General features: G+C 67.9%; 10 protein-coding genes. All 10 read left to right on the plus strand.

What is annotated here, in order from left to right; translation table 11 throughout:
* Nucleotides 1-63: 63 nt before the first annotated feature.
* The 10 genes from glf to C6V83_RS02175 all read left to right on the plus strand — a co-directional run bounded on the left by glf (nt 64) and on the right by C6V83_RS02175 (nt 12,613).
* Nucleotides 64-1,242, plus strand: a complete 1,179-nt coding sequence (gene glf / locus C6V83_RS02130; RefSeq protein WP_105943646.1) for a UDP-galactopyranose mutase — start codon at nt 64-66, stop codon at nt 1,240-1,242.
* A 17-nt stretch (nt 1,243-1,259) separates the two neighbouring features.
* A complete protein-coding gene (locus tag C6V83_RS02135; RefSeq protein WP_105941009.1) occupies nt 1,260-3,194 on the plus strand; it encodes a glycosyltransferase in 1,935 nt (644 codons plus the stop codon).
* A gap of 103 nt (nt 3,195-3,297) precedes the next feature.
* Nucleotides 3,298-3,927, plus strand: a complete 630-nt coding sequence (locus C6V83_RS02140) for a phosphatase PAP2 family protein (protein WP_105943647.1) — start codon at nt 3,298-3,300, stop codon at nt 3,925-3,927.
* Between the two features lie 10 nt (nt 3,928-3,937).
* Nucleotides 3,938-4,855 (plus strand): decaprenyl-phosphate phosphoribosyltransferase, encoded by a 918-nt coding sequence (locus tag C6V83_RS02145; RefSeq protein ID WP_105941010.1) that lies wholly within the window; start codon nt 3,938-3,940, stop codon nt 4,853-4,855.
* A complete protein-coding gene (locus tag C6V83_RS02150) occupies nt 4,842-6,887 on the plus strand; it encodes a hypothetical protein (RefSeq protein WP_234353822.1) in 2,046 nt (681 codons plus the stop codon). The genes C6V83_RS02145 and C6V83_RS02150 overlap by 14 nt, the downstream gene beginning before the upstream one ends.
* A 365-nt stretch (nt 6,888-7,252) precedes the next feature.
* Nucleotides 7,253-8,251, plus strand: coding sequence for an alpha/beta hydrolase (locus C6V83_RS02155; protein WP_105941011.1), 999 nt, complete (start codon nt 7,253-7,255; stop codon nt 8,249-8,251).
* 183 nt (nt 8,252-8,434) lie between these two features.
* Nucleotides 8,435-9,850, plus strand: coding sequence for an alpha/beta hydrolase-fold protein (locus C6V83_RS02160; RefSeq protein ID WP_105941012.1), 1,416 nt, complete (start codon nt 8,435-8,437; stop codon nt 9,848-9,850).
* Nucleotides 9,851-9,941: 91 nt separating this feature from the next.
* Complete coding sequence (locus C6V83_RS02165; protein WP_105941013.1) at nt 9,942-10,481, plus strand: DUF732 domain-containing protein; 540 nt, start codon at nt 9,942-9,944, stop codon at nt 10,479-10,481.
* 16 nt (nt 10,482-10,497) lie between these two features.
* Entirely contained in the window at nt 10,498-11,463 is a 966-nt protein-coding gene (locus tag C6V83_RS02170; protein ID WP_105941014.1) for a cutinase family protein, read from the plus strand.
* 181 nt (nt 11,464-11,644) lie between these two features.
* The gene (locus C6V83_RS02175) at nt 11,645-12,613 is read left to right on the plus strand and encodes an LLM class F420-dependent oxidoreductase (RefSeq protein ID WP_105943649.1); all 969 of its coding nucleotides are present in this window, start codon (nt 11,645-11,647) and stop codon (nt 12,611-12,613) included.
* The last annotated feature ends 11 nt before the right edge of the window (nt 12,614-12,624 follow it).

Below are 12,624 nucleotides of genomic sequence, written 5' to 3' on the forward strand. Positions count from 1 at the left end.
CGCTCGCACGCTCCCGGCGCCGGTGACGACCCGGCCCGCTCGCACGCTCCCGGCGCCGACCTCATCGTCGTCGGGTCCGGCTTCTTCGGCCTGACCGTGGCCGAGCGGGCGGCAACTCAGCTCGGCAAGCGGGTCCTCGTCGTCGAACGCCGCGACCACCTGGGCGGCAACGCCTACTCCGAGCGGGAGCCGAGCACCGGCATCGAGGTCCACAAGTACGGGGCGCATCTGTTCCACACGTCGAACAAGCGGGTGTGGGACTACGTCAACCAGTTCACCGACTTCACCGGCTACCAGCACCGCGTGTTCGCGATGCACGACGGTCAGGCGTACCAGTTCCCGATGGGACTCGGTCTGGTGTCGCAGTTCTTCGGCCGGTACTTCAGTCCGGACGAAGCGCGTGAGCTGATCGCCGAGCAGGCGTCGGAGGTGGACACCCAGACCGCGGCCAATTTCGAGGAGAAGGCGATCAGCCTGATCGGCCGTCCCCTCTACGAAGCCTTCATCAAGCACTACACGGCCAAGCAGTGGGAGACCGATCCGAAGAATCTGCCGGCGGGCAACATCACCCGGCTGCCGGTGCGCTACACCTTCGACAACCGCTACTTCAACGACACCTACGAGGGACTGCCGGTCGACGGCTATACGGCGTGGCTGGAGAACATGGCGGCCGACGAGCGCATCGAGGTACGGCTGAACACCGACTGGTTCGAGGTGGCCGACGACCTGCGCGCGGCGAACCCGGATGCGCCGGTGGTCTACACCGGTCCGCTCGACCGCTACTTCGGGTACTCGGCGGGACGGCTCGGTTGGCGCACCCTCGACTTCGAGCTCGAGGTGCTCCCGACCGGTGACTTCCAGGGCACCCCGGTGATGAACTACAACGACGCCGACGTCCCCTATACGCGGATCCACGAGTTCCGGCACTTCCACCCCGAGCGCACCGAGTACCCCTCGGACAAGACGGTCATCATGCGCGAGTTCGGACGGTTCGCCAAGGACGACGACGAGCCGTACTACCCGATCAACACGCCGGAAGACCGCGACATGCTCGCGGCCTACCGGGAGCTCGCCAAGACCGAAACCGCCGAGAACAGGGTGCTCTTCGGCGGCCGGCTGGGCACGTACCAGTATCTCGACATGCACATGGCGATCGCCAGTGCACTGACCATGTTCGACAACACGCTGGCCCCGCACCTGCGTGACGGAGCGCCCCTGGCGAGCCGGAACGACGCGGACTGACGGAGCGATACCTGGTGATGAGTTCTTCTGACGCAGTGCAACCGGAGAGCCGGGCGGTCGCCCTGCTGCAACGCGTGATCTTCCCGCGGCCCGGCGAGCCGCTCGACGTCCGGTCGCTGTACCTGGAGGAGTCCGACCGCAACGAGTCTCGGGCTCACGCCCCCGACCGCACCAGCGTGCGCATCGGCGGCGAATCGCAGATCAGCTTCGCGACCTACTTCAACGCGTTCGCCGCGTCGTACTGGCGACGCTGGTCGGTGCTGAAGAGCGTGGTGCTGCGCATCGAGCTGACGGGCGTCGCCCGGGTCGACCTGTACCGGTCCAAGATCGACGGTTCGCGCATCGCCATCGGCGGCGACCTCGTGGAGGTCGACGACCAGGGCAGGGGCGTCTTCGAGTTCGAGACGGACCTGGGCCCGTTCGAGGACGGCGGATGGATCTGGTTCGACGTCACCACCGACACCGCCACCGAGATCACCGCCGCCGGCTGGTACGCGCCGATCGACGTGCCCTCGACGGCCGCGGGGAGCGGAACCGCGCCCGACAAGCGCATCACCGTCGGCATCCCGACCTTCAACCGTCCCGCGGATGCGGTCGCGGCGCTCGCCGCGCTCACTTCGGACCCGCTGGTCGACGAGGTGATCGACGCGGTGATCATGCCCGATCAGGGCACCCGCAAAGTCCGCGACGAGGACGGCTTCGCCGAGGCGGCGGCGGCGCTGGGCGACCGGCTGCACATGTTCGACCAGGGCAACCTCGGAGGCTCGGGCGGCTACTCGCGCATCATGTTCGAGGCGCTGCGTCTGACCGACAGCCCGTACGTCTTGTACATGGACGACGACATCATGATCGAGCCGGACGCGATCCTGCGCGCCTTGGCGATGTCCCGGTTCGCCAAGACCCCGATGCTGGTCGGCGGTCAGATGCTGAACCTCCAGGACCGGAGCCACCTGCACTGCATGGGCGAGGTGATCGACCACCGCAAGTTCATGTGGACCGCCGCGCCCTTCGTCGAGTACGACCACGACTTCGCCAAGTACCCGCTGAGCGACCGGGACAACTCGAAGAACCTGCACCGCCGGATTGACGTCGAGGGCAACGGCTGGTGGATGTGCATGATCCCGCGTCAGTGCGCCGAGCAGATCGGACTGCCGCTGCCGTTGTTCATCAAGTGGGACGACTGGGAGTACGCGCTGCGCGCGGCCCGCGCCGGATACCCGACCGCGACTGTGCCGGGCATCGCGATCTGGCACATGGCGTGGTCGGACAAGGACGACGCGATCGACTGGCAGGCCTACTTCCATCTGCGGAACCGGCTGGTGGTCGCCGCGCTGTACACAGACGGCCCGATCACGGGCATCCTCAGCTCGATGGCCAAGGCCACCGCCAAGCATCTGCTCTGCCTCGAATACTCGACCGTCGCGATCCAGAACGAGGCGATCCGGGACTTCCTCGCCGGCCCGCAGCACATCCGCGAGATCCTGCCGACCGCGCTGGGCAAGGTCGCCGCGATCCGCGCCGGATACCCGGATGCCGTCGTGCTGCCCTCGGCCACCGAACTGCCGCGCACCTCGGGCGAGGCGACCCACCTGGGCGTCAACGAGCCCAAGGGCAAGATCGCCAAGGTGAAGGCGCTGCTCGGCGCGATACGCAACAACGCGCGGCCGGCAGATCCCCGGCACCACGAAGTGCCGCAGGCCAATTATCCGCCGGTCGAGGCGCGCTGGTACTCGCTCGGCCGGGTCGACGGAGTCACCGTCACCACGGCCGACGGCCGGGGCGTGGTCTACCGGCAGCGCGACCGGGAGAAGATGCTCGACCTGGGCACCGAGTCCGCGCGACTGCACAAGGAGCTGCGCGGGCGGTTCGACGAGATGCGTGCGATGTACCGGGACGCGCACGAGGAACTGGCGAGCAAGGAGAGCTGGGCACGTGTCTACGGAATCGACTGAACCCCTCGACGACGCTCGGGTGGCGAACGACGACGCTCGGGTGGCGAACGACGACGCTCGGGTGGCGAACGACGACGCTCGGGTGGCGAGCGACGACGCTCGGGTGGCGAACGACGACGCTCGGGTGGCGAACGACGAGGCGCGCTCGCCGCGCGGCGAAGAGCTGATCCTGATCGGCGTGCAGAAATCCGTGGGTGCGGTGCCGGGCGTGATCCGGGGCGCCCGCGGGTTGAGCCACCTCGGTGAGCACGCGCTGGGTTGGATGGGCCTGGCGGCCGCGGGTGCGGTGTTGGCCGCGCGACGTCACGACGACGCCGGCGTCCGCCGGTATGCCGAAGCCGGAGTAGGCGCGTTCGGTGCACACGCCGCTTCGGTGGTGATCAAGCGGATCGTCCGCCGCAAGCGGCCCCACCACCCCGCCGTCACCGTGGGCGTGGGCACCCCGAGCAAGCTCAGCTTCCCGTCCAGCCACGCGACGTCGACCACCGCTGCGGCGATCCTGCTGGGCCGGGCCCTGGCCGGCGACAGCCCAGCCGGCATCCGGCGGCTGGCCCCGGTGGCGATCCCCGCGGTGATCGTCCCGCCCATGCTGGCGTCCCGGCTGGTGCTGGGCGTCCATTACCCTTCCGATGTAGCGGCGGGCGCGCTGATCGGCGCGCTCAGCGCCGGCGCGATCGTCGCGGCCGACAAGCTCTACACCGATCGGCTCTCGCCGGCGGCATCGACCAAGTGAGGAACAGCTGATGAGCGAGGAGCCGATCGAGGGCAAGGTCGCCGGGCCCCCGAAGAACTTGGTGACCGGACTGATCAAGGCGCTGCGCCCGCGGCAGTGGGTCAAGAACGTCTTGGTGCTGGCGGCGCCCCTGGCGGCCGGCGCCGACACGCTGACCGATGCGGACAAGATGGCGAACGTCGGCATCGCGTTCGTCGCGTTCTGTCTGGCGGCGTCGTCGATCTACCTGATCAACGACGCGCTCGACGTCGAGGCCGACCGCGCGCATCCGACCAAGCGTTTCCGGCCCATCGCCGCCGGGGTGGTTCCGCGGAACCTGGCCTTCGCCCTGGCGATCGCGCTGATCGCCGGGTCGATCGCGGTCTCGTTCGTCGCGAACTGGCAGACCGCCGTGACCATCGCCGTGTACATCGGCATTCAGCTCGGCTACTGCTTCGGTCTCAAGCACCAGGCCGTGGTCGACATCTGCATCGTGTCCTCGGGCTTCCTGCTGCGGGCGATCGCCGGTGGTGTGGCGGCCGAGATCGAGCTGTCCAAGTGGTTCTTGCTGGTAATGGCCTTCGGCTCGCTGTTCATGGCGGCGGGCAAGCGCTACGCCGAATTGCAGCTGGCCGAGCGGACCGGCGCCAAGATCCGCAAGTCCCTGGAGTACTACACCACCACCTACCTGCGCTTCGTCTGGACGCTTTCGGCCACGGCCGTCGTCCTCTGCTACGGCCTGTGGGCGTTCGACGGCGCGCGCGGCGAGAACGTGTGGTACGCCATCTCGATGGTCCCGTTCACCGTGGCGATCCTGCGGTATGCGGTCGACGTCGACGGCGGGGAGGCCGGGGAGCCCGAGGAGATCGCGCTCGGCGATCGAGTCCTGCAGTTCCTCGCGGTGGCGTGGATCGTCTTCGTCGCGGTCGCGGTCTATGTCCCGTCGTGATCTGGATTCCGCGCCCGCGGCGACCGTAGAGCCGGCCGCCGATGCCGCCGCCGCTCCTCGGTGGTGGCGGGATCGCCGTCTGGCCGTGCCCGGACTGAGCTGGCTGATCGGCACCACGGTGGTGACGGTCTTCTTCGCGATCGGGGCCTGGCAGCGCCGGTGGATCGCTGACGACGGCCTGATCGTGCTGCGCACCGTCAAGAATCTCTTCGCTGGGAACGGCCCGGTGTTCAACGCCGGCGAACGAGTGGAGGCCAACACCTCGACCGCGTGGACCTATGTGAACTGGTTCTGGGCGTGGGTCACCGGTGGACAGCTGGAGTACGTGGTGCTGTGGGTCGCGCTGGTCCACTCCGTGCTGGCCATCCCGATCGCCATGTACGGCACCGCGCGGCTCTACCGGCGTCGCTGGCTGCCGGCACCCGGCAAGAAGGCGCTCGGGATCACGTTGTTGCTGCCGCTCGGGTCGGTGGTCTACATCGCCCTCCCGCCGGCCCGCGACTTCGCCACCAGCGGCCTGGAGAACGGCCTGGTGATCTTCTGGATCGCCTGTCTCTGGTGTCTGTTCCTCGCGTGGGCACAGCGCGACCCCGAGCGCACCGACGCGCGGGCGCGCGCCGCCTTTCTGTTCCTGGCGTTCTTCGCCGGTCTGGCGCCGCTGATCCGCCCGGAGATCACGCTCCTGGGTGCGCTGGTCTTGCTCGTTCTGTTCTGCGCCCCCATCGGGTGGAAGATGCGGGTGGCCATGGTGGCGGTCGCGGCGGTGCTGCCGGTGGGCTATCAGATCTTCCGGATGGGCTACTATGCCATCCTGGTGCCGAACCCGGCGATCGCCAAGGATGCGAGCGGGTCCAAGTGGGATCAGGGCTATGTCTATCTGACCAACCTGTTCTCGCCGTACCTCCTGCTGATTCCGGTGATCCTGGCGATCCTGGTCGGCATCGTGCTGGTGCTCACCCGGCCGCGGGGTTCGACGCCCGAGGAGATCGATCCCCACGATCACGTCGCCGACGACCTCCCGGACATTCTCGATCCAGTCGGCGAGTACAAGCGCAGCCACGCCGAGCGCTGGGTGGACTTCCAGGCGCGGCTGCAACAGCCGTCGACTGTGGTGACCACCGTGCTGCTGGCGGGCATCCTGCTGACCCTGTACTGGACCCGGCAGGGCGGAGACTTCATGCACGGCCGGGTTCTGCTGGCCCCGCTGTTCATTCTGCTGCTGCCGGTGATGGCGGTGCCGGCGACGTTCCCGGCGACGGCCCGGAGCGCACTCTCCCGCTGGCGGCTGGCCGCCGCGGGCTTCATCGTTCTGGTGGTCGGCGGCACCGCCTGGTGGGGTGCGGCGATCTCTCAGGAAGTGGTTGCGGCTTCGCCGATGGACATCGGCCGGGAGGGCATCGTCGACGAGCGGCGGTTCTACGTCGCGAACATGGGCAATCCGAACCCGATCACCGCGGAGGACTACCTGGACTATCCGCGCATGCGGGCGATGGTGGAGACGCTCGAAGAGGTACGCGACACCGGCGGGATCGTGCTGCCGTCGGGCAGTTACGATCACTGGTTCGTCGCGCAGCTCCGCAAGAACCTTCCCGAGGACATGCAGGGGCAGACCACGCTGTACTTCCTGAACCTCGGTATGACCGGCATGCTCGCTCCGCTGGACGTGCGGGTGGTGGATCAGATGGGCCTGGCCTACCCGCTCGCGGCGCACACAGACCGGCTGCAGGACGGCAGGATCGGTCACGACAAGAATCTGCCGACGGCGTGGGTGATCGCCGAATCCGGCGGCGTGGCCGGTGGCCGCGGACTGCCCGGATTCATCCAGACGATCGACGTGCGGCGGGCGAACGTCGCGCTCACCTGTCCGGACACCCAGGACCGGTTCGTCTCGTATAAGGGGACGTGGTCGTTCGGCCGGTTCGCCCGCAATCTCCGGGACGCCGTGGGCTTCAACGGCTACCGGATCGTCCGGCAGCCGGAGTACGAGATCCTGCGGTGTGGGCTGGAACCGGTGCCCGAGCCGTCGCGTTGACCGGGCATGTTCCCGGCAGATGCCGCGAGGAACCGGTCTTATCGGGCGAACAGGACGTCGCGTGACGGCCGTCACGAATGGAAATATTGGTCTCGGAACGGTAACGTCTCCGCGCGACAGCCCGATGGTATCGATGAAGAGTCGCTGTACGGACTTGCGCCGTACGGTGCTCGACGCTGAGATGCCAGTAGCGACACTGTGATCGCCGTCACAGTTTTGGAACCGCGCACGAGGTCCGGATAGGCTAGCCGAATCGGATACGGGTGTGACGTGAGTTCTGTTGCGAGGCAGCTGGCACGGACGAGTCGGCCGTGATGAGCCTGAGAAGGTTCTGATGGCTGGATAAGCGAAGGAAGAGAGCAGTAATGCGCTTTGGTAAGAAGAAGCCCGGCGGGCGCCGGCTGACAGCGATCGCGGTCGCTGCGGCGACCACGATGGGCCTCCTGGGCACCGCGATCGGTGTGGGCGCAGCTGACGCCAACCCGAACCGGTTCTACAAGGAGTTCCGCGTCAACTCGTGCGGCATGCCGACCGGCAATCCGCTGGGCGCCTACAACCCGAACGGCACCGTCAAGGTGCAGTCCTGGTTCAAGCCGGGCAACACCCGCACCGTCATCCTGCTCGACGGCATGCGTGCCCAGTACGACCGCAGCGGCTGGGCCATCAACACCAATGCGCGCAACCTGGTGAACCAGGGCGTCAACGTCGTGATGCCGGTCGGCGGCCCGGCCAGCTTCTACACCAACTGGGACGCCCCCTCGAACTTCAACGGGCAGAAGACCCGGTACCGCTGGGCCTGTGTCCTGAACGACCGCCTCGTCCCGGCACTGCGGGCCCGCGGTTACAAGGGCAAGGGCGGCAAGTACGCCATCATGGGCCTCTCGTCCGGCGGCAACGCCGCGCTCACCAATGCCGCGCAGAACCGCAGCAAGTACTACGCCGCCGCCTCGCTCTCGGGCTACAACTTCCTGAGCGCACCCGGCATGCGCACCATGTTGCGGGTCGCCATGCTCGACGTGGCGCCGGCGCCGTGGAACATCGACGCGATGTGGGGTCCGCCGTGGAGTCCGCGCTGGACCCAGAACGACCCGGCGATGCTGATCAACCGCATGCACGGCCTCAAGCTCTACATCGGCTCGGGCAACGGCTTCTTCGGCCGCTACAACTACCCGCAGAACATCGGTGACGACCTCCTGAAGGGCACGCCTCTGGAGATGCTCGCCCTCACTCAGACCGCGGCCTTCGAGGCCAGCGCGCGGCTCCAGGGTCTGAACCCGATGAGCTACTACGCCAACGGCACCCACGCCTGGGGCTACTGGCAGGACATGCTCTGGAACGCGAAGAACCGCGGCTTCTTCCGCTGATCGGTGTGACGTGGCTATGAAACTTTAGTCACACAATTCACACGCGTCACAGCGTGGCGCACAGACATCGGAGCGCCCCACGTGTAAGAACACACGTGGGGCGCTTCGCATCTCTGCGCGACGCCCGTCGGGTCGGGGACTTTGGACGAAGGAGCACGGAACGTGACGCAGTGGAGTTGGAGGATGCGCCAGGGACGCGCGCAGCAGCAGGACCGGTCTGCTCGTCGCCGTCTTCGAGCCGGTGCCGTCGTTGCCGCGCTGACGCTCACTCTCATCGCACCGCTCGCCGGCACCGCGGTCGCCGAGCCGGCACCGGCCGCCCCGGCTCCCGGTGCGCCGCCGGCCGCCGACCGCCCGGAGGCCCCGGCCGCGCCCGCACCGGCCGTCCGGGTGACTCGCACGCACTGGTACACCGATCGGCGGGTCGCGCTCTGGGTGTACTCGCCGGCCATGAAGACCGAGATCCAGGTCCAGCTGCTGCTGGCCCGGGACTGGTGGTACAAGTCGACCGCCAAGTTCCCGCAGCTGCTCACGTTGGACGGCCTGCGCGCCCAGGATGACCAGAGCGGCTGGATCCTGAACACCGACATCGAGCGCTTCTATCAGGACAAGAACGTCAACGTGGTGCTGCCTGTCGGCGGCGAGTCCAGCTTCTACACCGACTGGAAGCAGCCCGATCGCGGGAAGAACTACCAGTGGGAGACGTTCCTCATCAAGGAACTGCCGCCGATCCTGCAGGATCAGTGGCGCTCGACAGACGTCCGCGGAGTCCAAGGGCTCTCGATGGGCGGGACCGCCGCGATGATGCTCGCCGCCCGCAACCCCGGCTTCTTCAAGTTCGCCGCGTCGTACTCGGGAATTCTCCAACTCACCTCGTACGGCATGCCGCAGGCCATCCAGTTCGCGCTGCGCGACGGGGGCGGCTACGACTCGATGAAGATGTTCGGCGCGCCCAGTGACCCGGCGTGGGCCGAGCACGATCCCTACGTGCTCGCCGACCGTCTGCAGGGCACGAGTCTCTACATCTCGTCCGGAAACGGCGTCGTCGGGCCACACGACAGTCCAAGTGACATCCCGCTGCTGGCCACCAACTACTCCGGCGTCGGCCTGGAGGCGCTGTCGCGGACTACCAGCCAGCAGTTCGCGAGCAAGCTCAACGCTGAGGGCATCCCCGCCCAGGCCGTGTACCGCCCGTCCGGCACGCACACCTGGCCGTACTGGCAGTTCGAGATGAAGCAGGCGTGGCCGCAGGCCGCCAGCGCCCTCGGTCTGGCGGGCGACCGAGTCGCCTGCAAGGTCGGACCGGCGTTCAAGAAGGCGAAGCAACTGCGCAGCCTCGGCGGCTGCCTGACGCCGCAGTACGCGGTACCCGGCGGACACGCCCAGGACTTCCGCAACGGTCGGATCTTCACCGGACCGAAGGGGCCGAAGGTGGTCTCCGGCGCGATCGGCGGCGCGTACGTGCCGAACTTCCATCGCCTCGGTCTGCCCACCAGTGACGAGCTCACCAGTCGAGACGGAAAGGTGAAGTACAACACCTTCGAGCGCGGCCGGATCAACTGGACGCCGCGGGGCGGGGCGCGGGTCGTCGCGCGGTAATTGATAATCCCCTGAGTATCTGCCGTGTTTATGCAGGTGAATACCCGCCTGCGGTACGGAATCGCCAGAATCGGAAGGTAGCCTGAAGACCATGACTGGCAAGATCTCCCGCGGCCTCATCGTGCTCACCGCGACCGCGGCCGCTGCGCTCGCGCTCTGCGCGTGCGGCGACTCGTCCACGGCGAGCGCTCCGCTCACGCAGGACGTCACCACCACGAGCATGTCCGGCAGCGCGCCGACTGATCCCTCGGCCGAGGCCGAGGCGTCGAGCCAGGCTGCGGCGGGTGCATCGGAGGCCACCAAGACTCTCCCGGCCACCAAGCCGCAGTCGTCGACCAAGGTGCCCGGCAACTTCCCGGGCTCGCGCCAGGGCAGCCCCCAGCTCACCGGCAAGGACAAGGCCTACCTCGATCAGCTGAAGAAGGACCAGGTCTCGTTCCTGGGCGACGACGAGAACCACATCGCGCTCACCTGGGGCCACTACGTCTGCAGCGAGAAGCAGAAGAAGACCGATCCGGCGATGATCAAGACCTATGTGCGCGCCGGCCTGGGACCGGCCACCAAGAGCGAGAACGAGGCGGGCAGCAAGGCCGACAAGCTGATCTCCGCCGCCGAGAAGAACCTCTGCTAGTAAGGACGACCCACCTGTGAAACGCCACTTCCGCAAGGTGGCGTTCGGTTTCGGGTTCCTGGCGCTTGTCGCCCTGATCCTGGTGGTCGTTCTGATCATCCAATTCCTGAAGCCGACGCCGCCCCCGCCCGGCCCGCCCAGCAGCCCGCCGGTGCCCACTGAGCGGCCCGAGGCCCAGCCCGCCGACTGCCCCGACGTCCTCGTCGTCTCGATTCCCGGCACCTGGGAGTCCAAGGCGAACGACGACCCCTACCGGCCGACCGCCAACTCGCGCTCGCTGATGCTGCGCATCACCAAGGCGCTCCAGAGCAAGTTCCCGCGTTCGCGCGCCGAGGTCTACACCGTCCCGTACGTGGCACAGTTCCGGAATCCGACGGTTCTGAACGACCGCCAGCGCGACTACAACGACTCCCGCGCGCAGGGGACCCGCCGCACCAACGCCAAGATCGCGAAGACCCACGAGCGTTGCCCGCTGACCAGCTACATCCTGATGGGCTTCTCGCAGGGTGCCGTGATCGCCGGTGACGTAGCCAGCGACATCGGCAACGACCGCGGTCCGATCCCGGCCGCCGATCAGGACCTGGTCCTGGGAGTCGGCCTGATCGCCGACGGCCGCCGGCAAGCCGGTCAGCAGCACGACGTCGGACCGAGTCCGGCGGGTGTGGGTGCGGAGATCGCGCTGTCCGGGTTCAGTTCGCTGGTGCCCGGGATCACGATGACCGGGCCGCGCACCGGGGGCTTCGGCCAGTTGCAGGACCGCACCTACAGTCTCTGCGCGCCGGGCGACCTGATCTGTGATTCGCCGACGGTGTCGAACGGGCTCGGCGCCATCGGCCGGCTCGCCGGCGCGGTGAACAATCCGGTGCACGCGATGTACGCCACGAAGCGGTACTGGGAGACCGGCGGTCAGAGCGCCACGCAATGGATGTACGCCTGGTCGGTGCGGCTGATCGAGGATGCGCCGCACCCGGAACACACGTGACGCTTTGAGCTGAGCTCACCTGCTGCGTTAACCTTTTCGTGACCTTGCGGTGTCCCTCGTCCAGACGACGGAGCCCGCACGCCGAAGCACAAGGAGATTGTCGGTGACCTCAGCCCAGCACGCGGAGGGCCGCCACCCGGCGACGGACGCCGAGCGGGCGGCCCGACCGCCCGCCGGGGGCCTGCGCGCGTTCCGGTTCGGCGCCGGAGGCGAGGGGAACAAGGACGAGGGCGGCGCCCGCCGATTCATCAAGCTCGCGCAGACCGCCGAGGAGTACGGCTTCGACACCTTCGCGGTGCCCGACCATCTCGGCAACCAGGTCGGGCCGCTGGCCGCGCTCGGCGCTCTCTCGCAGGCCACCGATCGGATCCGGCTGGCCACGTCGGTCCTGGCCAACGGCTTCCGCCACCCCGCCATCCTGGCCAAGGAGGCCACCACCATCGACGTCCTGTCCCGCGGCCGCCTGGAGCTGGGCATCGGGGCGGGCTGGCTCAAGGACGAGTTCGACAAGGCGGGGCTGGAGTTCGGCACGCCGGGCGAGCGCATCCGCAAGCTCGACGAGGCGCTGACCGTCCTGGATCGCCTGATGCGCGGTGAGACCGTCGACTTCGACGGCGAGTTCTACCAGATCAAGGGCCTGGAAGGGTCCCCGCGCCCGCGGCAGGGACCGCGTCCGCCGATCGCGGTCGGCGGCGGCGGTCCCAGAATGCTGGCGCTGGCCGCCAAGCACGCCGACATCATCTCGGTGGCGACCGGCTCCACGCCCGACGGGAAGCTGCGCCTCTCGGACATGACGATGGAGAAGACGATCGAGCGCGTCGCCCGGATCCGGGAGGCCGCCGGCGACCGTTTCGACCAGATCGAGCTCAACTGGACCATCGCCACCATCGTCGTCACCGACGACCGGGTCGCCACCGCGGAGATGGCGCTCAAGGCCCTCGACTCGGGGTATCCGCCCAACATCGCGCGGGACGTCGACCTGACCGTCGACGACATTCTCTCCTCGCCGTACCTGGCCTTCGGGACCTTCGAGGAGATCGCCGAACAGATCCGCGAGGTACGGCGCCGGACCACGATGAGCTACGTCGGAGTGTTCCCGACGCAGATGGATGCGTTCGCACCCGTCATCCCGCTCTTGCGGGAGGAGTAGAATCAGACCGG

The organism is Gordonia iterans (assembly GCF_002993285.1).
Taxonomy (GTDB): domain Bacteria; phylum Actinomycetota; class Actinomycetes; order Mycobacteriales; family Mycobacteriaceae; genus Gordonia; species Gordonia iterans.